A 23,534-nucleotide genomic window follows, 5' to 3' on the forward strand; every position below is an offset into this window, starting at 1 on the left:
GTGAATTGCGTCGCATTCCCTCAGGTCGCCGGGTACCGGTCACCCCACCGCGGGGGCCAGGTGCCGAACTCGAGCAGGGCGTCCTCGGCGAGCTGCTCGATGACCTCGCACAACTCCAGGTCCGCCGTCCAGTGGTCGGCGATGTGGTCCGCCCCCACCGAAGCTCCTGCCAGCGCGCCACCGACCGCTCCGGTCAAGGTGCTGTTGCCGGAGTGGTTGACCGCCGTCCTCAGGGCGGTGTCGTAGTCGTCGCCGCAGGACAGTGCCGCGTGCACGCCGATGGCGAGAGCTTCCGGGGCGCTCCACCCGGTGCCCAGGCTGCGCACCAGCTCCTCCGGGCCCACCGGGCCACCGCCGGCCAGCCGCACCGCGGTGGTCAACCGGCGGCTCACCTCGCTGTGCTGCTGGTGCTCCCCGAGCACGTCCAGCGCGTCGTCCAACGCGGTCTGCAACGAAGTGCCGTGCAGCAGCCGCGACAGCAGGAACGCCAGCGTCCCGGCGCTCAAGTACGCCGACGGGTGCCCGTGGGTGAGCGCCGCCAACTGGACACCGAGGTCGAAAGCCTCCTCCGCCTCCGGGTGCCACAGCGGCGCGGCCACGGCGCGCAGCAGCGCCGAGCCGTCCGCGGAATCGCTCACCGGCTTCTGCGGGGTTCCGAGCCCCTGCTGTCCCTTGGCGAACGCGATCAGGGTGCGCATCATGGTCCGCCCGGGATTGCGGGCGTGGAACAGGGCGCGCTGCTCGACCAGCCAGCCGTCCGGCTCCGGTGCTTCGGCGAGGAACTCCCCACCGGCCCGGGCCCAGCTCAAGTGCTGGGTGTGCAGCCAGCGCTGATAGGCGTGCTGGACGTGGCGCACCGGGGTGATGTCGGGCTGACCGGTGCGGCGAGCCACGTTCGCCCGGATCAGACCCTCCGTGGTGAACAGCAGAACCTGGGTTTCACTGCCGAGCCTGCCGGAGGGGTGACCGGCGGGAACGTAGTTCTTCAACCCCTCCGGGCCGTGCCGGTTCTGGATCTCCTCCCAGGAATCGGTGGTGATCGGCAACCCGAGCGCTTCCCCCGCGGCACCCCCCAGCACCGAGCCGAGGAAGCGGTTGCGGAACGCGCTCAGCTGCGGCAGCCCGCTCAGCGGTGGCCGGTAGCCGGTCTTGCCGGTGCGGTCCGCGGCGGTCTGCAGGATCGGGTACCGCTGCTGCCACCGGTCCGATTCGTCGGGGCAGGAGCTGAACTCGGTCACCGCGTCCACGGCGAGCTGCTCGACGATGCCGGTCACCGGCAGCTCGGCCCGCCAGCGAGCGGGCACGACCGTCGGACCGCGCAGCGCGCCGATCAGCTGCCCGCACAGCACCGCGGTGGTGGCGGTGTCGCCGCCGTGCTCGGTGGCCGATTCGACGGCGCCGACGAAGTCCCCGGCGCAGGCAACGGAAATCCGCAGCGCCAGCGCCAGCGTGTCCAGCGCGCCCCGACCGCTCATCGCGGCCAGGTGCCGCCGCCTGGGCCGGAGCCCGGCCGGGCTGAGCCGGCCGAGCTGGACCGCCCGTTCCAGGTGGGCTTGGGCGTTGGGCCACTGGTGCACGGCGCTGTCGAGGGCTTCGGTCAGGGAACGACCCCGCAGCAGCCAGTACGTCGTCGCCGCGAGCACGCCGGCGGCCGCGTGGCTGTTGGGGTGCCCGTGGGTCAGCGCGGAGAGATCTCCGCCCAACTGCACCGAATTGTCCAGGTCCGCCGACCACAGCGCGGCCAGGGCACCGAGCGGAACCGAGGTCGCGGAGTTGGCGCTGTTGATCGGGTCCTGCCGGGTGCCGGCGGTGCGCCCGGCAGCGATCCGCGCCATCGCCGTGATCATGGTCGGTTCGTCCACGCTCCGGGACCACAGGGCCGGCTCGCCGATCAACCAACCGTCCCGCTTGTCGCCACCGCAGTCCCGCCACGGGACTCCCCGCGAATGCAGCCAGCGGCGCAACCCGCTCACCGCGAAGGCGAGCGGATCGCCTTCCCCGGTCATCCGGAGCCGGGTGTGCGCCCGGATCAACCCTTCTAGGACGAACAGCAGCGCGCTGGTGCGCTGGCCGACCCGTCCGAGCGCCCGGAACTCAGCTGCAGCACCCCCGAGCAGCAGGCCCAACAACCTGCCTTCGACGTCCGGCGCCGCGTCGGCCAACCCGCTCTCCGGAGCCGGTGTCGGCTCCGCGCCGAGCTGCTGCCGCAATTCGATGGCCCACAACGGGCGGCTGGCCGGGTGCTCCTGCCAGTTCCGCCAGGTGGCGATCAGTTGCTGCTCCACCTGCGTCAAGCCCGCGGGAGTGCGCTGCCGGCGGAATGCCGCCAGCAGCGCGCGTTCTGTGCTGTCGAGCCGAATGCTGTTCACTGACTTCGGTCACCGTAGCGATGGAGGAGTTCCTGGCGCTGCTCGTCGGACAGTTCGCCTCCCGCGCGGAAGTAGTCGTCGGCCAGCTGCTGGAGCAATTCGCGCAGCTCCAACTCGCTTCTCCAGGACTCCGGGATGTCCTCGGCGCCGCGCGCCGCGCCGATCAGCGCACCGCAGACCGCGGCGGTCGCCGAGCTGTGCCCGGAATGGGTGGCCGCCAGGGAGATCGCCTCGGCAGCCGAGTTCGGGTGGGACAGCGCAGCGGCGACACCGACGGCCAGCACTTCCGGGGCGCTCCAGGCCGGCCCGAGCTTCTCCATGGCTTGCGCGTCGACGGGCCCACCCGCGGTCAGGTCGGTGGCCGCGCGCAGCTGCGCAGCGGTGATCTCCGCACCTTCGATCTGGTCGAGTTCGGCGAGCACCGCCTGCACACCGCTGCTCAGCGACTGGCCCTGCTGGAGCGACCAGACGAGCCCGGCCAGCGCGCCCGCGGGCAGGTAACCGTCCGGGCTGCCGTGGGTCAGCACGGCGAGCTCGATGCCCAGCGAAACCGCTTCCTGCAGGGTGCGGGCGGCGAACCCGGCCACGGCGCCGCGCACCGTCGCGTGCGGGCTGCGGGCGTCGTTGGGCGGGTTCTCCGGGTTGGGGAGCGGAGCGTCCTGACCGTTCCACTGGCCCAAAGCGACCAGCGAGGCCTCGTCCGGGAACCGCTGCGGCCACTCCGCGGCGGCTTCGGCGACAGCGCTGGTGGGGGAGTCCGCACCACCGGGCACTCCTTGGCTGTGCAACCAGCGGCGCAGCGAAGCCCGGACTTCAGCCGTTCGCTTGGTGGGCTCCTCCTGCAGGCTCGCCCGGATCAGTCCTTCGAGGACGAAAGCCGTCTGCTGGGTCAGGGCGGTGACCGATCCGCGGTCGGAACCGGCGATCTCGGAGTACTCCCGGACCCCGTCCGGATTGTGCTGCTGGACCTCTTCCAGCGGAACGAACGTCCACGGGGCGCCGAGCGCGTCCCCCACGGCGCCGCCCAGCACGCAGCCGGCCAGCCGCTGCTCCGGGCTGACCTGCACCGCTTCTTCCGCGACGGTCTTTTCCTCGGGCTGTTCCCGGACTTCGCCCAGCAGCTGGGCGGCTCGTTCCTCGCCGAACGCCTCGACGAGGAGCCGGTGCAGCCCTTCGCTCAGCTTCGCCGGGCTGTCCTCCGAGTTGTCCCGGAACTTCCGCCACGCGGCGAGCAGGCGCAGTTCCTCGTCGGTGAGCTGACCATCCGGCTCCACTGCGGACTGGGCGGCAGCGGTTTCCGGTTCCGCGGGCTGCTCGGATTCGTCCGGAGCCTCGGATCCCTCCCGGGCGGTCTCCTCCGCTGCCGGTTCCGCCGCTGGTCCTTCCGCTGGAGGCTCCGTCCCAGCGGTCGACCGTTCGCCCTCTTCCTCCACCGCGGACTGAGCTCCCGGGGTGGTGGCAGCGCTTTCCGGGGGAGCGGATTGCGGTGCCGGCGTCGCCGCTGGCTGTTCGACAGCGGGCTTCGCTTCCTCCGCGGTTTCGGGAGCCGGTTGGTCGGATTCGTCGGACTTCCCGCTGTCCGCAGGCTCGGCGGGGGCTTCCACGGCTCCGGTCTTGGCGACCGGGGCGTTGACCCCGATGGGATACCTGCGCAGCCAGTCCAGCCCCTCGGGCGGGGTCGGACCGAACTCCTGGGCCGCGTCTTCGGCGAGCTGCCGGATGACGTCGTGCAGCTCCAGTTCGCGGAGCCACTCCGGTGGAATGCTGTTCACGGTGCGGGCCGCGCCCATGATCGCGCCGCACACCGCGGCGGTGGAGCCGCTGTCCCCGGTGTGGTTGGTGGCCAGCAGAACGGCGTCGGCGAAGGACTCCGGGTGCGTCAGAGCCGCGCACACGGCTATGCCCAGGGTCTGCTCGCCGAACCAGCCCTCACCGAGCCACTCGTTGATCTTCTCCGGCGTGGGGGTCTGGGCGGCGGCCAGCTCGATGGCGCGGCGAAGCGAAGTGGTGGTCTCTTCGTGGCCTTCCCAGCCGGCGAGCTCGGTCAGCGCCCGGTCGATGGCTTCCGGCAGGGAACGCCCGGAGACGAGCTGCTGGATGATCACCGCCAGCGCGCCGGCCGGCAGGTAGCCGCTGGGGTGGCCGTGGGTGAGCACCGCGGTGCGCGCCCCCAGCCGGAAGACTTCGCTCGGGTCGTCCGACCACAGGCCGGTCCCGGCGGCGCGGGTCACTCCGCTGCACCCCTTGGACACGTTCAACGGCTGGTCGAACGAACCGGGGTCGTTCCCGGCGGCGAATCCCTGCAGCGCCTGGATGTTCGTCGGGCTGGGGGTGCGGCGGTCGAACAGCTCGCGCTGCTCGATCAGCCAGCCGTCGGGCGGGCTTCCCGCGATGGGGCCGCCGGCGTCCTTCCAGGCCACGCCCTGGGTGTGCAGCCAGCGCTGGTAGGCGTACTGCACCTGCAGCACCGGGTCCTGCTCCCCGTGCAACCGGCGCCGGATGGCCGCCCGGATGAGACCTTCCAGGGTGAACAGGCTCAGCTGGGTGTTGTCGCTGATGATGCCGGCCCGGTTCCCGTCGGAGGGGAAGCCGGTGACCCCGGCGGGGCCGTGCTTGCTCCGGATCTCCTCCAGCGAGGCCTCCTCGACGGGGTAGCCGATCGCGTCCCCGACGGCCCCACCGAGCACGAGGCCCAGGATCTGCAGCGACCGCTCGTCGGCCTCTTCCGCGGTGTCCTCCGCGGTCTCCTGCTGCGGGGGCTCGGTGACCTGAGGTGGTTCGGTGACCTGGGGAGGCTGGGCGGCCGGCGCTTCCGAAGACGTCTCCGACGAGGGCTTCTCCGGAGCGGCGGTCCCGCCCGCCGGCTGCTCCGTGCTGAAGTCCAGTTCCAGCACGTCGTGCTCGACCGGGTAGCGCTGCCGCCAGTTGTCGGTTTCCGGCGGATTCGGGCCGAATTCCAGCAGTGCGTCCCGGGCCAGCTGCTCCACGACCTCTTGGTGCTTGAGGTCCCGCAGCCACACGCCGGGAAGGGCGCCGACCCCGTACTGGGCGCCGACGATGCTGCCGCAGATCGCGGCGGTCGAGTCGCTGTCCCCGGAGTGGTTGACCGCGGTCATGATGGCGTCCATGACCGTGTTCGTGCTCAGCGCCGCGCACACGGCGATGGCCAGCGCCTCGTGACCGGCCCAGCCCCCGCCGAGCCGGTCCTTGAGCTGCTCGGCGGACGGGGTGCCCTGCTGCGCGAGCTCGACAGCGGTCTGCAGGAGCTGGTCGGTGGTCTCGTGCCGGGGGTAGCGCGCCAGCAGCGCCCGGGACTTCGCCAGTGCTTCCGGTAACGGCTTGCCGCGCAGCAGCGCGTGGACCAGCGCGGCGAGCACACCGGCCGGCAGGTACCCCTCCGGCTGGGAGAAGGTCAGCGCCGCGGTGGCAGCGGCCAGGTCGAACACTTCGGCCGGATCGTCCGACCACAGCGCGATCGGCGCCGCGCGCACGACGCCCGCGCAGTCGTTCGCGTCGTTGATCTGGTGGGTGAACGTGCCGGGTCTCCCGGTCGAGGCGAATTCGCGCAGCGCGGTGATGCAGCTGCTGTTCGGCGACCGCACGGAGAACAGCTCGCGCTGGTTGATCAGCCAACCGTTCGGCTCCGGGTTGCGCTCGGCGAACGGTCCGGCAGCCCGGACCCACGCGTAGCCCTGGGTGTGCAGCCAGCGCTGGTAGGCCAGCTGGATCGAGGGCAGCGGCGTGTCGGCCAGCTGGTTGCGCACCGCGATGTGCCCTCGGATCAGCCCTTCCAGGGTGAACAGGGTCAGCTGCGTGTCGTCGGTGAACTCGCCCGGGTGGTCGCCGTTGCGGTCGTAGTCGCGGACACCGGATTCGCCGAACCGGCTGCGGATCTGGCCCACCGGGTAGAACTCGACGGGTGCGCCCAGCGCATCGCCGATCGCGCTGCCCAGCATCGAGCCGAGGAAGCGCTTGCCGAACTCGCTCGCGGTCGGATCCGGTTGCGCCGGGGCCTGTTCCTGCCGTTGCTGGGGCTGCGCTGGCTGGCCGTTCTGCCCTTGCTGCTGCGGTGGCTGCGGTTGGCCGTTGCTGGGCTGCGGCGGTTTCGGTTGCGCTTCCGCCGGAATCGTCACGGTCGGCGCTTCCGCGCTGGCCTGCTGCGTCGGCACCGGTGTCTGCTTCGTGGCCGCGTCGCTGGCCGGCGGGATGGGGGCCGGGGTCTTCGGCGGGTTGGCGCCGGCGGCCTTGACCAGGTCCTCGCCCGGGATGCGGGCTTTGACCGGGCTCGTCGGGTTGATCTGCAGGTCGACGCCGGTGAGGTTGTGCCCGGCCAGTTGCCGGCCGGTCATCCGCTGCCAGGTGCTCCAATTCGGAGGCAGGTAGTTGTCGGAGGTGAACACCTGCAGCTGTCGTCGGCCGGATTCGTGCTCGAGCAGGAACAATCCGCTGCCCTGTGGCTGGGCGAAGAGGATCAGCTCGGCTTCCAGCAGGGCGTTCAACAGGGTTTGCCCCGGCGCGTATCCGGTGGTGGTGAGCTGCAGCGCGCGTTCGGCGTCGTTGGTCGGCGCGGGCAGTCGCAGAGCAACGGGTGAAGGGCGGTAGTTGGGATTCGGGGAGAACTCGTCGGTGATTTCGCCGCGCTCATCGACCCGGTAACCGCCGATGAACCCCCAAGGGGGCACCTCCGCGTTCGGGTCGGTGAAGATCGGATCCACCACGTACAGCCAGGAGTTCGGCTGCTTCTTCGCCTGCTCCCGCATGGCCGGTGTGATGGCCGGCCGGCTCGGTTGCTGCGTATTCATCTCGCGCTTTTGTCCCCGACTCCTCTTCCAGGCTTGCATTCGATGCCCCCACCCCAGTGGTCACTGACGGTGCCGGATCTACAGCTCCGACGCGGCAGAGGGGTTGCCGGTTTCGTCGCTGACGCTCGGACAAACTCTCTCACGACCACTCGGAGTGAATCTTAGTGATTTGGATCGTCAGGGGTACTGAAGATCAACGCCCGTGTTTCATGATTGATGATCTGTTACCGCAACAGTGAGTAGGCAGGCTACACATGGCATTCCGGTGGGGCCGGGAAGAGCTTCCGCCTGACCGGGAGTGATCCGAAAACCGCAGTACGCGCTCAGCTCGGAGGGAACCGAACCGTCCTCGGGCAGCGGGAAGAAGTGGCACGAGCGCTCCTGCTCGGTCCGGGCCAACTGCGGCAGGATGCGGGCGATCAAATGAGACCGGGACGGCACCGTTCCCCCAACGGACTAGGTCGGCGGCAACCGCGGGTCGGGGGCCGGCGGTTGCCGCCAGTTGCGTGCGAAGCTGGTCCGCACGACAACATCATGCCGCTGGGGCGGCCACAACACTCCGTTTTGTCGAATTTTCGCCGCAGGATTGGTGAATTCGCCTGATCAGCTCACAGTGCCGCCGGATAAGCGGCGGATTCGGTGCTGGCGGCGAGCGCTTCGGCGTACCGGGACACGACGAGCTCGGCAACACCCGCGTCATCGGCCATCGGAGCGGCGATCTGCTGGGTGTGCGGCTGCGCGAGCTGGATGATGCGATCGGGCAGCAGACCGGGGGCGAGGAACCACGAGCCCACTGCGATCCGCTTCGCCCCGCGCGCCCGCAGCAGGTCGACGGCCGCGGGGACGTCGGGTTCGGCGGCCGCGGCGAAGGCCGGGGCCACCCCGGCCCAGCTGGTGCGCGCCTGCCAGCTCTCGGCGACCTCGGCGACCAAGCGGTTGGCCGGCGCGTGCGATGAGCCGGCAGCGGCCAGCACCACGCCCAGCTCCGGGTCGTCCGGGCGGACCCCGGTCTGCATCAGGCGCCGCCACGCCGCTCGGTCCAACCGCTCGTCCGGCCCCAGCACGTCGCTGACGTGCACTCGCAGGCCGGAGAACCGCTGCTGGGCCTCGGCGACCGCTGCGGGAACGTCGACCCGCGCGTGGTACGCCCGGCCCAGCAGCAGCGGTACCAGGACCGCTTCGCGGTAGCCGTCGCCGTGCACGGACTTCAGCACGTCCCCGACGCGCGGTGCGGACAGGTCGAGGAAGGCGACCCGCACGTCCAGTCCGGGCACTGCGGCGCGGACCGCGTTGGCCAGCGAGTGGATGGTCGCTGCCGAACGCGGGTCACGGCTGCCGTGGGCGACGGCTACCAGTGGAATCATGATCGGTCAGCTCGAAGCCTCGGCGAGAGCGGCGAGCGGAACACCGACCAGACCCGCGGCCAGGGGGGTGCCGTCCGCCGGGTCGATGAGGATGAACGAACCCGTCCGGCGGCTGGCCGAGTACTCGTCCACCGGCAGCGGCTCGGAGGTCAGCAGGCGCACCCGACCGATTTCGTTGAGCTGCAGCGCATCCGGAGAAGCCACACTGGACAGCTGCTGCTCGTCGAAGCGGGCCGTCAGTTCGGTGACCATGGCCTGCACGGTCCGGGTGCCGTGCTTGAGCAGGACCCGGGAACCGGCGTTGAGCGGCTTCTCGGCCAACCAGCAGACGGTGGCGTCGATGTCGTCGGTGGGCACCGGAGCCGACTCGGCGGCCGCGATGAGATCGCCTCGAGTGATGTCGATGTCGTCTTCCAGGAGCAGGGTGACCGAGCGCCCGGAAGCGGCCTTCGGCACCGAGACCCCGTCCGGGGTGTCGATCTTGGCGATCTTGGTGCGGACTCCCGACGGGAGCACCACCACTTCGTCGCCTTCGGACACCACACCAGCGGCGATCTGGCCGGCGTAGCCGCGGTAGTCGGGGTAGTCCGGAGTGCGCGGGCGGATGACGTACTGCACCGGCATCCGGAACGGAGCGGTGTACGGGTCCGGGGCGACCGGCACCGTCTCCAAGTGCTCCAACAAGGACGGTCCCGAGTACCACGGGGTGCGCTCCGAGCGCTCCACGACGTTGTCGCCGTGCAGCGCGGAAACCGGGATGGTCACCACCGCGTCGTCGGAGTAGCCGAGCGCCTCGGCGTGCTGGACGAAGTCCTCGGAGATCTTGGTGTAGACGGACTCGTCGAAGTCCACCATGTCGATCTTGTTGACGGCCAGCACCAGGCGCGGAACGCCCAGCAGCGCCAGCACCGCGGCGTGCCGGCGGGTCTGCTCCACCACGCCGTTGCGGGCGTCCACCAGCAGCACGGCCAGCTGCGCGGTGGAGGCGCCGGTCACGGTGTTCCGGGTGTACTGCACGTGCCCCGGGGTGTCGGCGAGCACGAAAGTCCGCTTCGGCGTGGCGAAGTAGCGGTAAGCCACGTCGATGGTGATGCCCTGTTCGCGCTCCGCGCGCAGACCGTCCACCAGCAGCGACAGGTCGGGGGCCTCCAGGCCGCGGTCGGCACTGGCCCGCTGCACCGACTCCAGCTGGTCGGCCAGCACCGACTTGGTGTCGTGCAGCAGCCGGCCGACCAGGGTGCTCTTGCCGTCGTCGACGGAACCGGCGGTGGCCAGCCGCAGCAGGTCGGTCTGCGCCGGGAGTTCCGGCGCGACGCGGGCGGTCGTCTCGGTCATGTCAGAAGTAGCCTTCCCGCTTGCGGTCCTCCATCGCGGCTTCCGACAACCGGTCGTCGGCGCGGGTGGCGCCTCGCTCCGTCAGCCGGCTGGCCGCGACTTCAGCAATAACTTCGTCCACTGTGTACGCTTCGGATTCCACGGCGCCGGTGCAGGAGCCGTCGCCGACAGTCCGGTAGCGGACGGTCTTCTCCACCAGGGTCTCGCCCTCGCGCGGGCCACCCCACGGGCCGGAAGTCAGCCACATGCCGTCCCGCAGGAACACCTTCCGCTTGTGCGCGTAGTAGATGCTCGGCAGCTCGATCTTCTCCCGCTGGATGTAGCGCCAGACGTCCAGCTCGGTCCAGTTCGACAGCGGGAACACCCGGACGTGCTCACCGGGGCGGTGCCGACCGTTGTAGAGGTTCCACAGCTCCGGGCGCTGCCGGCGCGGCTCCCACTGGCCGAAGGCGTTGCGCAGGCTGAAGATCCGCTCCTTGGCGCGGGCCCGCTCCTCGTCGCGGCGGCCACCGCCGAACACCGCGTCGAAGCGGTTGTCCCGGATCGCGTCCAGCAGCGGAGTGGTCTGCAGCGGGTTGCGGGTGCCGTCCGGGCGCTCCTGCAGGCGACCGTCGTCGATGTACTCCTGCACCGACGCGACGACCAACCGGAGCCCGGCCGAGGCCACCAGGTTGTCCCGGAACTCCAGCACCTCGGGGAAGTTGTGACCGGTGTCCACGTGCAGCAGCGGGAACGGAACCGGGGCCGGCCAGAACGCCTTGCGGGCCAGGTGCACCAGCACGGTGGAGTCCTTGCCGCCGGAAAACAGGATCACCGGGCGGTCGAACTCGCCGGCCACCTCGCGGAAGATGTGGATGGCCTCCGATTCCAGCGCAGTGAGGTTGTCCTGCTGCGGTGGTGCATCACTGGTCGCCGGCGATTCGATCCCGGAATCGATCGTGCTCATGCCGCTTCCCTTCAATCCTGCGGAATCCCTCAACCGTGCAGCCCGCACTCGGTCTTCGCGGTGCCTGCCCAACGGCCGCTGCGCGGATCAGCGCCCGGCGCGGGCTTGCTGGTGCACGGCTGGCACCCGATCGACGGGTAACCGGCGGGCACCAGTGGGTTCACCAGCACGTTGTGCTCGTTGATGTAGTTGTTCATGTCCTCGTCGGTCCACGCCGCGAGCGGGTTGATCTTGATCAGGTTGTTGCGCTCGTCCCAGCCGACGATCGGCGCGTTCGCCCGCGTCGGAGCCTCCACGCGGCGCAACCCGGTCACCCACGCCTCGTAGCGGGCCAGGGTGTTCCGCAGCGGCACGACCTTGCGCAGGAAGCAGCAGCGGTTCGGATCGCGCTCGTACAGCCGCGGACCCTCGGCGGCGTCCTGCTCGGCCACCGTCTGCTCCGGGACGGCGTTGATCAGGTTGATGTCGTAGGTCTGCGCCACGGCATCCCGGGTTCCGATGGTTTCGGCGAAATGGTAGCCAGTGTCCAGGAAGAGCACGTCCACCCCGGGCTTGACGCGGGCGGCGAGGTCCACCAGCACCGCGTCCTGCATGTTCGAGGCCACGATCAGCTTGTCGCCGAAGGTCTCCGCAGCCCACCGCAACGCTTCCTCGGCGCTGGCCTCGGCCAGCTCGGGAGCGGCCCTCTCGACGAGGGCGCGCAACTCCTCGTCGCTGCGCCGGGCTCCGGTGTTCGTGGTGTCGGCAGTCATCGCTCTCCGTTCTCTCCGAGGGCCAGTCCGACCATTCGTACGGTGAACACTCGCAAACACGCTAAGCACTGCCACGCGCCGGGCGGCTCCGGTTGCGGAGTGAGTTCTTCATCACCGCAGTACGGGCAGTAGAACGGCACAGCGCGGGTGTTCTGAGTCACTTGAGGTCAGCTTCCTCGGCTCGGGCGACCCACTGCGCGAAGCGTTCTCCCCCGGTGCGCTGCTCGACGTAGCGGCGCACCACTCGTTCCACGTAGTCACCGAGTTCTGCGGAAGTCACCTTGTGGCCCCGGATCTTGCGGCCGAACCCGGCGTCGAGGGCCAGTCCGCCGCCCAGGTGCACCTGGAAACCGGGGACCTGGTTGCCGTCGGCGTCGGTGACCATCTGGCCCTTCAAGCCGATGTCGGCCACCTGGGTGCGGGCGCAGGCGTTGGGGCAGCCGTTGAGGTTGATGGTGATCTGGTCCGGCAGATCGCTCTGGATGTCGGCCAGCCGCCGCTCCAGGTCCTCGATCAGCTCGATGGCGCGCTGCTTGGTCTCCACAATGGCCAACTTGCAGAACTCGATGCCGGTGCAGGCCATCACACCGCGCCGCCAGGGCGACGGATCGGCGTGCAGACCGAGCTGCGCCAGGTCGGAGACCAGGGTCTCCACCTCGTTCTCCGGCACGTCCAGCACCAGCAGGTTCTGCTCCACCGTGGTGCGGATCCGGCGCGAGCCGACCCGCTCGGCCGCCTTGGCCACCTCCACCAGCGTGGCGCCGTTGACCCGGCCGGCCGCGGACTTCACGCCGACGTAGAACTTGCCGTCCCGCTGCGGGTGCACCCCGAGGTGGTCGCGGGGGCCTTCCGGAGTGGGCGGGGCCGGGCCGTCGACGAGCTTGCGGTGGAGGTACTCGTCCTCCAACACCTGCCGGAACTTCTCCGGCCCCCAGTCGTTGACCAGGAACTTCAACCGAGCGCGGTGCCGCAGCCGCCGGTAGCCGTAGTCCCGGAAGATGGACACCACCGCGTGCCAGACCTCGGGCACCTCCTCCAACGGCACCCACGCGCCCAGCCGAACCGCGAGCTTCGGGTTGGTCGACAGCCCGCCGCCGACCCACAGGTCGAACCCGGGGCCGTGCTCGGGGTGCTCCACGCCGACGAAGGAGACGTCGTTGATCTCCGGAACCGTGTCCCAGCGCGGAGAACCGCTGATGGCGGTCTTGAACTTCCGCGGCAAGTTGGACAGCGACTTGTCCCCGATGTAGCGCTCGGTGATCTCCTTGATCGCCGGAGTGGCGTCGATGATCTCGTCAGCGGCGATCCCGGCCACCGGCGAGCCGAGGAGCACGCGGGGGCAGTCGCCGCAGGCCTCGGTCGTGTGCAGACCGACCGCCTCCAGCTTCTCCCAGATGGCGGGGACGTCCTCCACCCGCACCCAGTGCAGCTGGACGTTCTGCCGGTCGGTGATGTCGGCGGTGTTGCGCGCGTAGGTCTGCGACACCTCGCCGATGGTGCGCAGCTGCTCGGTGGTCAGCGCGCCGCCGTCCACCCGCACCCGCATCATGAAGTACTTGTCGTCGAGCTCCTCGGGCTCGATGGTCCCGGTGCGCGCGCCCGGGATGCCCGGGGCCCGCTGGGTGTAGAGGCCCCACCAGCGGAACCGGCCGCGCAGATCAGCGGGGTCGATCGAATCGAAACCGCGGTGCGCGTAGATGTTCTCGATGCGCTGGCGGACGTTCAGCGGGTTGTCGTCCTTCTTGGACCGTTCGTTGGCGTTGAGCGGTTCGCGGTACCCGAGCGCCCACTGTCCTTCCCCGCGGGTCTTGCGCTTGCGGACAGGGCGGCTCGGCGCCTGCGTCGGGGGGACCATCCGGAACCTCCGGGAGGGACTGGGCGCGGCAGCACCGACGCGGTTGTTGCTGGATCCACGGTCGGCGTGCCCGGCGCCGACTGGACATTGCAGTTGAACCGGCGGCGGGTTAAGCCAGAGGACGGCACAGCGCGCTGGAGACCCGCAGCAGGTCCACGTAGCGGCGAGCCACCAGCAAGTTGATCGAATGCGCAGCCATCGGACGGAAGAGTGCCAGCTCGCGACCTGCAGGACCACCCCCATCCGGATAGTGAGACAGTGGAGGCGTGGTTGCTTCCTCACCCGCTGCAGACCCAGCTCCGGCCGACGGGAGGCTCCCGGCCGAGGCCCTCCGCGAGCTGGGGTCCCGGCCGTTCGGCATCTACGTGCACGTGCCGTTCTGCGCCACCCGCTGCGGCTACTGCGACTTCAACACCTACACCGCCGACGAGTTGGGCAAATCGGCCACTTTCGGCAGCTGGCTGACGGCGCTGAAGGCCGAGCTGGAACTCGGCGCTCGAGTGCTGACCGAGCACGGGCAGCAGCTGCCGCAGGCGGAGACCGTCTTCTTCGGCGGCGGGACCCCTTCGCTGCTCGGCCACGAGCTGCTCGGTGAAGTGGTGGACGCGATCCGCGGCACGTTCGGGCTCGCGCCCGAGGCGGAAATCACAACCGAAGCCAACCCCGAATCCACCTCGCCGGAGTTCTTCGCCGGCATCCGCGACGCGGGGTTCACCCGGGTCTCGCTCGGCATGCAGTCGGCTGCCGAGCACGTGCTGCGCGTGCTGGACCGCAAGCACACGCCGGGGCGAGCGGTGGCGGCGGCCCGGGAAGCCCGTGCTGCCGGGTTCGAGCACGTCAACCTGGACCTGATCTACGGCACCCCGGGGGAGAGCGATGACGACCTGCGACGTTCGCTCGACGCGGTGCTGCAGGCGGGCGTCGACCACGTGTCGGCCTATTCGCTGATCGTGGAGGACGGCACCGCGATGGCCCGCAAGGTCCGGCGAGGCGAGCTGCCGATGCCCGACGAGGACGTGCTCGCCGACCGCTACGAGATCGTCGACGCGGTGCTGAGCGAGGCCGGCATGCAGTGGTACGAGGTGTCCAACTGGGCGAGCGGGCCCCAGGCGCGCTGCCGGCACAACCTCGTCTACTGGCAAGGCGGTGACTGGTGGGGGGCCGGGCCCGGCGCGCACAGCCACGTCGGTGGCGTGCGCTGGTGGAACGTCAAGCACCCGGCCAGGTACGCGGCCCTGCTCGGCCAGGGGTGCTCGCCGGCGGCCGGTCGGGAAGTGCTGGACGCCGAACAGCGGCACGTGGAACGGATCATGCTCGAGCTCCGGCTGCGCACCGGCTTGAGCGTCGAAGCCCTCGACGACGACGCTCGACGGGCGGCCCGGGAAGCCGCGGCCGACGGGCTGCTGCGGCCCGCGGACCTGGAGGCTGGCCGCTGCGTGCTCACCGACCGGGGGAGGCTGCTCGCCGACGGGGTCGTGCGTCGGCTGCTGGGATGAGCAGCGCCCACCGGTGAATCTCGTTTCACCCGTTCGCCGTGCCCTGGTCACGCGCACCGGTGTTCTTGCGCGGTTGCGCCTGCTGCCCCCGGGTGAACACCGGAGGGCGCGGAAGGCGGCGGACGGCGGTGGCCGCCCCGGGAACCCCGGGCTGCGCTGCGGTTCCGCTGTGGGAAGAACGGCCGAAGTTGCGGATTTCCACGGGTATTTGATGGCTTGAACACTCGATAGACTGAGTTACCGCCTGGTTGGTGCCGCACGTGGCGCGGGCCACTGCCGGCCGCGCGCGGGACAGCAGGCCACGAGTTTGCGGTTTGTGCAGGTCACAGCTGGTGGGCAGCGTTGAACCGTAAACTCGGAAGGTGGGTACCAAGCCGGGGTTCGGTTCGACCGGGCTCGGCAAATAGGGAGGTGGCACGGGTGAACGCCGAGGAGCGCCGCTTCGAGGTACTGCGTGCGATCGTGGCAGATTACGTCGCCACCAAGGAGCCTGTCGGCTCGAAGGCACTGGTCGATCGCCACAACCTCGGAGTGTCAAGCGCCACCGTGCGCAATGACATGGCCACCCTCGAAGAAGAGGGCTTCATCGTCCAGCCGCACACCAGTGCGGGTCGAGTGCCCACGGACAAGGGCTACCGGATGTTCGTGGACCGCCTGCACGAGATCAAGCCGCTGACCGCCGCGGAGCGGCGCGCGATCCGGCGGTTCTTGGAAGGCGCCCTCGACCTCGACGACGTGCTGCGGCGCAGCGTGCGCCTGCTGGCCCAGCTGACCCAGCACGTGGCGGTGATGCAGTATCCGACGCTCACCCGTTCTACGGTCCGCCACCTGGAGGTCGTCACCATCACCTCCTCCCGGCTGTTGCTGGTGCTGATCGCCAACACCGGGCGGATCGACCAGCGAGTGGTCGAACTCGACGAAGAGATCGACGACGACGACCTGGCTCGGCTGCGCGATCTGCTGAACTCCGCGATGGCGGAGAAGCACTTCGAGGAGGCTTCGGCGGCGGTGTCCAGCCTGCCGGAGCAGGCGCCGCCCGAGCTGAAGGACGTGCTCACCAGGATCTGCAGCGTGCTCACGGAAACCCTGGTCGAGCACCCCGAAGAGCGTATGGTGCTTGGTGGCACCCCCAACTTGACCCGCAACGTCGCAGACTTCCCGAACTCGCTGCGCGAAGTGCTCGAGGCCCTGGAGGAGCAGGTCGTGGTGCTCAAGCTGCTCACGACCGCTCGAGACGCCAACACCGTGCAGGTCAGGATCGGGATGGAGAACGAAGCCAAGGAGATGCAGACGACGTCCGTGGTGTCCACCGGGTACGGTGCCGGGGGCATGGTGCTCGGCGGATTGGGAGTCGTGGGCCCGACTCGGATGGACTATCCGGGAACGATGGCGGCGGTGCGCGCGGTCGCCTCCTACGTGGGTGAGATCCTGGTCGGGCGGTGACTGTTCTCCCGGTGCGGTACCGAAACCGTGCAGGGTACTCGTGATCGAGCAGAGGAAGTACGGAGAAGGTGGCCAGGGACTACTACGCGATCCTCGGGGTGTCCAAGGACGCGACACCGGAGCAGATCAAGCGCGCATACCGGAAGCTCGCCCGGAAACTGCATCCGGACGTCAACCCTGACGAGGACGCGCAGGAGCGGTTCCGGGAAGTGACGACGGCCTACGAGGTCCTGTCCGACCCGAAGAAGCGGCAGATCGTCGACCTCGGCGGGGACCCGCTGGACAACAGCGGTGGGGCTGGCGCCGGGATGGGCGATCCGTTCGCGGGTTTCGGCGGCCTCAGCGACATCATGGACGCCTTCTTCGGCGGGGGCGCCGGCAGCGCCGGCCGTGGCCCGCGCAGCCGGGTGCAGCCCGGTTCGGACGCTCTGCTGCGGCTCGAGCTCACCCTGGAGGAGTGCGCCAGCGGGGTGAACCGGGAGATCACCGTGGACACCGCCGTGGTGTGCGACTCCTGCGGTGGTGGCGGTTGCAGCCCCGGTACCGCACCCACCACGTGTGACACCTGTGGTGGTCGTGGCGAGGTCCAGTCGGTGCAGCGGTCCTTCCTCGGCCAGGTCATGACCTCCCGGCCGTGCCCGGTGTGCCACGGCTACGGGGAAGTGATCACCGATCCCTGCCAGCAGTGCGGGGGAGACGGCCGAGTCCGCGCCCGGCGCACGATCACCGTCAAGATCCCAGCCGGTGTCGGCGACGGCATGCGGGTGCGCCTGGCCGGTGAAGGCGAGGTCGGCCCCGGTGGTGGGCCTCCTGGCGACCTCTTCGTCGAGGTGCACGAGCAGCCGCACGAGCGGTTCGTCCGGGACGGCGCTGACCTGCACTGCAACGTCGACATCCCGATGACGGCGGCGGCTCTCGGCACCGTCCTCGAACTGGAGCTGCTGGACGGCAGCCGGGAAGAGGTGCAGGTGGAACCGGGCACCCAGCCCGGCACCGAGTTCGTGCTCAGCGGCCGCGGGTTGCCCAAGCTCCGTTCGAACGGGCGCGTCAGCGGGCACGGCGACTTGCACGTCCACCTCAACGTGGTGGTCCCGACCAAGCTGGACGACCAGCAGGCCGAGCTGTTGCGGCAGCTCGCGGCGCTGCGCGGCGAGGAACAGCCCGAGCCGACGATGAGCGCCAACTCGAACGGCCACCGCCAGGGCCTGTTCGCCCGGTTCCGCTCGTTCGGGAATCGGTGAGCCGTGGCCGGACAGCTACCGGTGTTCGCCGTTCCGCAGCTGCCCGCCGAAAGCGCGATCACCTTGGACGGGCCGGAAGGCAGGCACGCGGCGACGGTGCGCCGCCTGCGGCCCGGGGAGCAGTTGCTGCTGTCCGACGGTCGAGGCGGGATGGCCCGGTGCCAGGTGGTGTCGGCCGCCAAGGACTCCTTGCAGCTGGAAGTGGCCGACACCTGGCAGGTCGAGCAGCCCGCGCTGCGGGTGCGACTGGCGCAGGCGCTGATCAAGGGCGACCGCGGGGAGTTGGCGGTGGAACTGGCCACCGAGGCCGGGGTGGATTCCGTGCTGCCCTGGCGGGCCGCTCGCTGCGTGGCCAAGTGGGATGACGGTCCGCGCGGGGCCAAGGCCTTGGCCCGGTGGCGCAACACCGCCTTCCAAGCGGCCAAGCAGGCCCGGCGGGCCTGGGTTCCGGAAGTCGCCGAACCGGTCACCACCAAGCAGTTGGCCGAAGAAGTCCGGCGGGCCGATGCCGCCCTGGTGCTGCACGAGTCCACGGACGTGCCGCTGGCCTCCGCCGAGTTGCCGGACTCCGGGGACCTGCTCCTGGTGGTCGGCCCGGAGGGCGGTGTCAGCGAGGAAGAGCTGGACGTGCTGGCCGGCGCCGGGGCACAGGTCGTCCGACTGGGGCCGACGGTGCTGCGCGCTTCGACCGCGGCCGCGGTGGCGCTGGGCGCGCTGGGAGTGCTCACCGACAGGTGGGCGGTCGGTGGCCGGAGCGAAGCCGCGGTGAACGCGGACTGATTTCCGATCGGCACGTGACTTTTCCGGAAAGCAGAAGTTACCCTCCGTGAGAGGGTGGGTGCTGGTTCTGGTCGTTGGCCAGCCGCGCCGCACGGGGCGTGAAGACCCACCCTCGCCGGGCTCCTCCCCCTCGGCCCGGTTCGCTGTGCCGTGACCGGGTGACCCCCCAGGCCCGGTTGCGGCACAGCTGCCCAGCAGGGTGATCGCGGCGCGCAGAAGTCCGATAGCCTCGAGGCATGAGCGACAGCGACAACCTGTTCCTGCGGATCATCGACCGCGAGATCCCCGCTGACATCGTCTTCGAGAACGAACGGGTCATCGCCATCCGGGACATCAACCCGCAGGCCCCCACCCACGTGTTGGTGATCCCGAAGAAGCGCTACCGCAACGCCGCCGAGCTCGCCGCGGCCGACGCGCAGCTGCTGGGCGAGATGGTCACCGTCGCGCACCAGATCGCGGAGCAGGAAGGCATCGCCGAGTCGGGTTACCGGCTGCTGTTCAACACCAACCAGGACGCCGGGCAGACGATCTTCCACGTCCACCTCCACCTGCTCGGTGGGGAGTGGCTCGGTGGTCTCACCGGCGGGCCGATCAAGGGCTGACGTCGGTGACCAGCACAGCAATCGCCGTGTGTTCTACCATCGGGGATGAGCAGAACTGACCCTACGACCCGCGCGTGAGCGCAGAAGGCAGGCCCAAGTACACGTGGCCGGAATTGCAGGTGGAGCCGCCGCCCAGTCCGGAGAGCAAAGGAACACGGCTACTGCGCAGTCCAAGTTGACTGTGCCCGAGGACCTCGTCCTGACGCTCGTGGGCGCCCGGGACGAGAACCTCAAGGTGCTGGAGGAGTTGCTCGAGGCGGATGTGCACGTCCGCGGCAACGAGGTGACCTTGACCGGCAGTTCTGCTGAAGTGGCGTTCGCGGAACGCTTGTTCGCAGAACTGACCACCTTGGCCAGCAAGGGGAACGTGACGCCGGACGCCGTCCGCCGCAGTGTGGCGATGTTGTCAGCAGACAGTGGTGAATCCCCGGCGGACGTGCTCAGCCTCGACATCGTGTCCCGGCGCGGTCGCACGATCCGCCCCAAGACGCTCAACCAGAAGCGCTACGTCGACGCCATCGACAACCACACGGTGGTGTTCGGCATCGGCCCCGCCGGTACCGGCAAGACGTACCTGGCGATGGCCAAGGCGGTGCAGGCGCTGCAGGCCAAGCAGGTCAACCGGATCATCCTCACCCGGCCCGCGGTGGAAGCCGGGGAGAGGCTGGGATTCCTGCCCGGCACCCTCTACGAGAAGATCGATCCGTACCTGCGTCCGCTGTACGACGCCCTGCACGACATGGTCGACCCGGAGTCGGTCCCCCGGCTCACCCAGTCCGGCACGATCGAGATCGCGCCGCTGGCCTACATGCGGGGTCGCACGCTCAACGACGCCTTCATCATCCTGGACGAGGCCCAGAACACCACGCCGGAGCAGATGAAGATGTTCCTGACCCGGTTGGGGTTCGGGTCCAAAATCGTCGTCACCGGGGACGTCACGCAGGTCGACCTGCCCCGCGGTCAGCGCAGCGGGCTGAAGATCGTGCAGGAGATCCTGCACGACGTGGAGGACGTGCACTTCGCTCAGCTCGGCGCGCGCGACGTGGTGCGGCACCGGTTGGTCACCGACATCGTCAACGCCTACGACCGCTGGCATGCCGAGCAGGAAGACGGACGTGACCACAGCAATTCCGCTGACCGGTCCAACGGACAGCGACGAGGTCGTGCATGAGTATCGAAATCGCCAATGAGTCCGGTGTCGCGGTTCCCGAGGAGACCATCGTCTCGGTCGCCCGGTTCGCGCTGGACAAGATGAGTGTCAACCCCATGGCGGAGCTGTCGATCCTGCTGGTCGACCTCGACGTGATGGCGGACCTGCACGAGCGTTGGATGGACCTGCCGGGGCCGACCGACGTCATGTCGTTCCCCATGGACGAGTACGACTCCGCCCGCCGCCCCGACGCGGTGGGCGCCGGTCCTGAGCTGCTCGGGGACATCGTGCTCTGCCCCGCTTTCGCTCGGGACCAGGCGCGCAAAGCAGGACACGGCCTGCTGGAAGAACTGCACCTGCTCACCGTGCACGGAGTGCTGCACCTGCTCGGCTACGACCACGCCGAGCCGCAGGAAGAGCGGGAGATGTTCGCCCTGCAGAACCGGATCCTCGCGGACTACCGGGCGGCGAAGGAAGAAGCTGAACGCCTGGCCGCGCAGCGCAGCGCCGACTCGAAGGTGTTGGGCGCGGCCGGATTGGAGGAACCGGAACAGCCGGGTGGGCAGCCCGGCGCGAGCTGAGGAAGCATTCAGCGGTGTTGGCTGGTACAGCCGCTCCGGTCATCTGGGCGGTGTTGCTGATCCTCGCGGCGAGCGTGTTCGCCGCCTCCGAGTCCGCCATCGCCACGGCATCGCGTGCCCGGGTGGAAGAACTGGTCCGGGAAGGGCGGAGCGGAGCTCGCCGGTTCGCCGAGGTGCTCGCCGACCGTCCGCGGCACATCAACCTGCTGCTCCTGCTCCGCCTGGCTTGCGAACTGGGCGCGACGGTGCTGGTGACGTTGCTGGCGCTGCGGCTTTCGAACTCCCAGGCGTGGGCGCTGGTGGGCGCCGTGGTGGTCATGCTGGTCGCCTCCTACGTGTTCATCGGGGTGGGCCCGCGGACCCTGGGGCGGCAGCACCCCTACGCGATCGGGCTGAAGGCGGCCGCGCCGGTGCGCCTGCTGGGGCGGGTGCTCAGCCCGCTGACCCGCTTGCTGATCTTGATCGGCAATGCGCTCACCCCCGGCCCGGGACTCCGCGAAGGCCCGTTCTCCACCGAGGTCGAGCTGCGCGAACTGGTGGATCTGGCCGGTGAGCACGGCGTGGTGGCCGCGGGCGAGCGGGAGATGATCCACTCGGTGTTCGACCTGGGGGACACCCTCGCCCGAGAGGTGATGGTGCCCCGCACCGAGATCATCTGGATCGAGCAGACCAAAACCGCCCGGCAGGCGCTGGTCCTGTCCCTGCGCTCCGGGTTCTCCCGGATACCGGTGATCGGGGAGAGCGTCGACGACATCGTGGGTGTGGTCACCCTCAAGGACCTGGCCCGAGCGGTGCTGGAGAAGGGCACCCCGGGGCCGCAGGTCTTCGAGCTGATGCGCCCGGCCACCTTCGTGCCGGACACCAAGCAGCTGGCCGAGCTGCTGCGGGAGATGCAGCTCTCCCGCAACCACTTGGCGATCGCGGTGGACGAGTACGGTGGTACCGCAGGTCTGCTGACCATCGAAGACATCCTGGAGGAGATCGTCGGCGAGATCACCGACGAATCCGACCAGGAAGAGCACCGGCCGGTGGAGAAGCTGGAGGACGGTACCGTCCGGGTCAGCTCTCGACTCCCGGTGGAAGACCTCGGCGACCTGTTCGGGGTGGATCTGGACGATTCCGACGTGGAAACTGTCGGAGGCCTTCTGGCGCAACGCCTCGGCCGGGTGCCGCTCCCCGGAGCGGAAGCCGAGATAGCCGGGCTGCGGTTGCGCGCGGAAGGCGGCAAGGACCACCGCGGACGGATTCGCATCAACGCGCTTCTGGTGCGGCGGATCGATCAGGACCAGACACCGCTGAGCGGTGCCGAGCAGGAGGGAATCAACACTCGTGGCTGAGCAGGTCGAAGCGGCCGCTCCGGAGAACCTCGACGCGGAAGACGCCAAGATCGTCACCCTGGCCCGGGCGGCCCGGGCGCGCACCGGGGCCGCTGAAGGAGCTGCGGTGCGGGACACCGACGGGCGCACCTACGCGGCGTGCAGCGTGACGTTGCCGTCGCTGCAGCTGACCGCGCTGCAGGCGGCCATCGCCGCGGCGGTGGCCAGCGGGGCGGAAGGGCTCGAGGCGGCTGCCGTGTGCACCGACGCCGACCAGGTGGACAGCGCCTCCGTGGCGGCGGTGCGCGACTTGGGCAAGAGCGCCCCGGTGCTGCGGTCCAACGCCAAGGGCGAAGTCGTCGGTGTGGTGGTCCAGTGAGCGAGCACGCCCCGGACACCCGGAGCACGGCTGACGGCGGAGCTGGTCACAATGGTGTGGTGACCAGCTCCGAGAACGTCCACCGCTCCGGTTTCGCCTGCTTCGTCGGGCGACCGAACGCCGGCAAGTCGACGCTGACGAACAGTCTGGTCGGTTCGAAGGTGGCGATCACCTCCAGCAAACCCCAGACCACCCGGCACGCCATCCGCGGCATCGTGCACCGCCCGGACGCGCAGCTGATCATCGTGGACACGCCCGGGCTGCACCGGCCGCGCACCTTGCTCGGCCGGCGGCTCAACGACCTGGTCTACGAGACGTGGTCGGAAGTGGACGTCATCGGCTTCTGCGTGCCGGCGGACCAGAAGATCGGTCCGGGTGACCGGTTCATCGCCCAGCAGCTGGCCAGGGTCGCCCGCCGCACCCCGGTGCTGGGCATCGTCACCAAGACCGACCTGGTGGGCAAGCAGCGGGTCGCCGAGCAGCTCCTGGCGTTGCAGGAGCTCATGGACTTCACCGAACTGATCCCGGTGTCGGCGGTGGACGACTTCCAGGTCGACCTGCTGAGCGACCTGCTGATCAAGCAGTTGCCGGAGGGCCCCCAGCTCTACCCGGACGGGGAGCTGACCGACGAACCGGAGACCACCTTGGTGGCCGAGATGATCCGGGAAGCCGCCTTGGAGGGGGTCCGGGACGAGCTGCCGCACTCGCTGGCCGTTTCGGTGGAGGAGATGGTTCCGCGGGAAGGCCGCCGGGATCTGATCGACGTGCACGCGGTCATCTACGTGGAGCGGCAGAGCCAGAAGGCGATCGTCATCGGCCGCGGGGGCCAGCGGCTGCGGGAAGTCGGGACCCAGGCGCGCCAGCAGATCCAGCGGCTGCTGGGCAGCAAGATCTACCTGGACCTGTACGTGAAGGTGGCCAAGGACTGGCAGCGCGACCCCAAGCAATTGCGCAAGCTGGGTTTCTGATCACAGATGTGCATGATTCTGCGGAAACGGACCGCAGTGTGATGTTCCTTCGATAAGGTTCCCCGAGGTTTGTCCACTTGGCGTAAAAGTGCCATCACTTCGGGACGTTTTGAAGAGGGAGCATTCGTGACGAACCCCTACGGTCCTCCGTCCGG

19 protein-coding genes are annotated in these 23,534 nt (G+C 69.6%); 10 read left to right on the forward strand and 9 right to left on the reverse strand.

Annotated elements, in window-relative coordinates; all coding sequences use genetic code 11:
• Nucleotides 1-20: 20 nt before the first annotated feature.
• The 8 genes from SREC43747_RS0105245 to SREC43747_RS22275 all read right to left on the reverse strand — a co-directional run bounded on the left by SREC43747_RS0105245 (nt 21) and on the right by SREC43747_RS22275 (nt 13,622).
• Entirely contained in the window at nt 21-2,369 is a 2,349-nt protein-coding gene (locus SREC43747_RS0105245) for an ADP-ribosylglycohydrolase family protein (protein WP_029720106.1), read from the reverse strand.
• Entirely contained in the window at nt 2,366-7,171 is a 4,806-nt protein-coding gene (locus tag SREC43747_RS0105250) for a type VII secretion system-associated protein (RefSeq protein ID WP_051387716.1), read from the reverse strand. The genes SREC43747_RS0105245 and SREC43747_RS0105250 overlap by 4 nt, the downstream gene beginning before the upstream one ends.
• Nucleotides 7,172-7,779: 608 nt before the next feature.
• Complete coding sequence (locus SREC43747_RS0105260) at nt 7,780-8,535, reverse strand: sirohydrochlorin chelatase (protein ID WP_029720108.1); 756 nt, start codon at nt 8,533-8,535, stop codon at nt 7,780-7,782.
• Between the two features lie 6 nt (nt 8,536-8,541).
• Entirely contained in the window at nt 8,542-9,870 is a 1,329-nt protein-coding gene (locus SREC43747_RS0105265; protein ID WP_029720109.1) for a sulfate adenylyltransferase subunit 1, read from the reverse strand.
• 1 nt (nt 9,871) lies between these two features.
• Nucleotides 9,872-10,816, reverse strand: coding sequence for a sulfate adenylyltransferase subunit CysD (gene cysD, locus SREC43747_RS0105270; RefSeq protein WP_029720110.1), 945 nt, complete (start codon nt 10,814-10,816; stop codon nt 9,872-9,874).
• Between the two features lie 29 nt (nt 10,817-10,845).
• Nucleotides 10,846-11,568: a phosphoadenylyl-sulfate reductase gene (locus SREC43747_RS0105275; RefSeq protein WP_029720111.1), complete on the reverse strand. Its 723-nt coding sequence runs from the start codon at nt 11,566-11,568 to the stop codon at nt 10,846-10,848.
• Between the two features lie 157 nt (nt 11,569-11,725).
• Nucleotides 11,726-13,423, reverse strand: a complete 1,698-nt coding sequence (locus SREC43747_RS0105280) for a nitrite/sulfite reductase (protein ID WP_029720112.1) — start codon at nt 13,421-13,423, stop codon at nt 11,726-11,728.
• Nucleotides 13,424-13,532: 109 nt separating this feature from the next.
• The gene (locus SREC43747_RS22275) at nt 13,533-13,622 is read right to left on the reverse strand and encodes a putative leader peptide (protein ID WP_330218021.1); all 90 of its coding nucleotides are present in this window, start codon (nt 13,620-13,622) and stop codon (nt 13,533-13,535) included.
• A 67-nt stretch (nt 13,623-13,689) separates the two neighbouring features.
• Here SREC43747_RS22275 and hemW point away from each other — a divergent pair, with 67 nt between their 5' ends.
• On the forward strand, nt 13,690-14,919 hold the full coding sequence (gene hemW / locus SREC43747_RS0105290; RefSeq protein ID WP_029720113.1) for a radical SAM family heme chaperone HemW: 1,230 nt from the start codon (nt 13,690-13,692) through the stop codon (nt 14,917-14,919).
• A gap of 25 nt (nt 14,920-14,944) precedes the next feature.
• On the opposite strand, the gene SREC43747_RS21255 is transcribed toward hemW, so the two are convergent.
• Nucleotides 14,945-15,121: a hypothetical protein gene (locus SREC43747_RS21255; protein ID WP_160173025.1), complete on the reverse strand. Its 177-nt coding sequence runs from the start codon at nt 15,119-15,121 to the stop codon at nt 14,945-14,947.
• Between the two features lie 218 nt (nt 15,122-15,339).
• Between SREC43747_RS21255 and hrcA the strand changes: the two genes are divergently transcribed.
• From hrcA to era, 9 genes are all read left to right on the forward strand, one after another.
• A complete protein-coding gene (gene hrcA, locus SREC43747_RS0105300; RefSeq protein WP_029720114.1) occupies nt 15,340-16,362 on the forward strand; it encodes a heat-inducible transcriptional repressor HrcA in 1,023 nt (340 codons plus the stop codon).
• Nucleotides 16,363-16,430: 68 nt separating this feature from the next.
• A complete protein-coding gene (gene dnaJ / locus SREC43747_RS0105305; RefSeq protein WP_029720115.1) occupies nt 16,431-17,603 on the forward strand; it encodes a molecular chaperone DnaJ in 1,173 nt (390 codons plus the stop codon).
• 3 nt (nt 17,604-17,606) lie between these two features.
• On the forward strand, nt 17,607-18,383 hold the full coding sequence (locus SREC43747_RS0105310) for a 16S rRNA (uracil(1498)-N(3))-methyltransferase (RefSeq protein ID WP_051387718.1): 777 nt from the start codon (nt 17,607-17,609) through the stop codon (nt 18,381-18,383).
• A 236-nt stretch (nt 18,384-18,619) separates the two neighbouring features.
• Complete coding sequence (locus tag SREC43747_RS0105315) at nt 18,620-18,985, forward strand: histidine triad nucleotide-binding protein (RefSeq protein WP_029720117.1); 366 nt, start codon at nt 18,620-18,622, stop codon at nt 18,983-18,985.
• A 103-nt stretch (nt 18,986-19,088) separates the two neighbouring features.
• Complete coding sequence (locus SREC43747_RS0105320; protein ID WP_029720118.1) at nt 19,089-20,156, forward strand: PhoH family protein; 1,068 nt, start codon at nt 19,089-19,091, stop codon at nt 20,154-20,156.
• A complete protein-coding gene (gene ybeY / locus SREC43747_RS0105325; protein WP_029720119.1) occupies nt 20,153-20,716 on the forward strand; it encodes an rRNA maturation RNase YbeY in 564 nt (187 codons plus the stop codon). Before SREC43747_RS0105320 ends, ybeY begins: the two co-directional genes overlap by 4 nt.
• A 17-nt stretch (nt 20,717-20,733) precedes the next feature.
• Entirely contained in the window at nt 20,734-22,053 is a 1,320-nt protein-coding gene (locus tag SREC43747_RS0105330) for a hemolysin family protein (protein WP_162832380.1), read from the forward strand.
• Nucleotides 22,046-22,411 carry a cytidine deaminase-like protein gene (locus SREC43747_RS0105335; RefSeq protein ID WP_029720121.1) on the forward strand — a complete coding sequence of 122 codons (366 nt, stop codon included), beginning with the start codon at nt 22,046-22,048 and terminating at the stop codon, nt 22,409-22,411. The genes SREC43747_RS0105330 and SREC43747_RS0105335 overlap by 8 nt, the downstream gene beginning before the upstream one ends.
• Nucleotides 22,412-22,470: 59 nt before the next feature.
• Nucleotides 22,471-23,379, forward strand: coding sequence for a GTPase Era (gene era / locus SREC43747_RS0105340; RefSeq protein WP_029720122.1), 909 nt, complete (start codon nt 22,471-22,473; stop codon nt 23,377-23,379).
• Nucleotides 23,380-23,534: the final 155 nt, after the last annotated feature.

Origin of the sequence: Saccharopolyspora rectivirgula DSM 43747, assembly GCF_000497205.1 — a bacterium.
Taxonomy (GTDB): domain Bacteria; phylum Actinomycetota; class Actinomycetes; order Mycobacteriales; family Pseudonocardiaceae; genus Saccharopolyspora; species Saccharopolyspora rectivirgula.

What these genes read in the sequence shown, in the direction of transcription:
- SREC43747_RS0105265 (WP_029720109.1), bottom strand. Translation starts at nt 9,870, where the DNA reads ATGACCGAGACGACCGCCCGCGTCGCGCCGGAACTCCCGGCGCAGACC.
- SREC43747_RS0105250 (WP_051387716.1), bottom strand. Translation starts at nt 7,171, where the DNA reads ATGAATACGCAGCAACCGAGCCGGCCGGCCATCACACCGGCCATGCGG.
- SREC43747_RS22275 (WP_330218021.1), bottom strand. Translation starts at nt 13,622, where the DNA reads ATGGCTGCGCATTCGATCAACTTGCTGGTGGCTCGCCGCTACGTGGAC.
- SREC43747_RS0105315 (WP_029720117.1), top strand. Translation starts at nt 18,620, where the DNA reads ATGAGCGACAGCGACAACCTGTTCCTGCGGATCATCGACCGCGAGATC.
- ybeY (WP_029720119.1), top strand. Translation starts at nt 20,153, where the DNA reads ATGAGTATCGAAATCGCCAATGAGTCCGGTGTCGCGGTTCCCGAGGAG.
- SREC43747_RS0105260 (WP_029720108.1), bottom strand. Translation starts at nt 8,535, where the DNA reads ATGATTCCACTGGTAGCCGTCGCCCACGGCAGCCGTGACCCGCGTTCG.
- SREC43747_RS0105280 (WP_029720112.1), bottom strand. Translation starts at nt 13,423, where the DNA reads ATGGTCCCCCCGACGCAGGCGCCGAGCCGCCCTGTCCGCAAGCGCAAG.
- cysD (WP_029720110.1), bottom strand. Translation starts at nt 10,816, where the DNA reads ATGAGCACGATCGATTCCGGGATCGAATCGCCGGCGACCAGTGATGCA.
- SREC43747_RS0105275 (WP_029720111.1), bottom strand. Translation starts at nt 11,568, where the DNA reads ATGACTGCCGACACCACGAACACCGGAGCCCGGCGCAGCGACGAGGAG.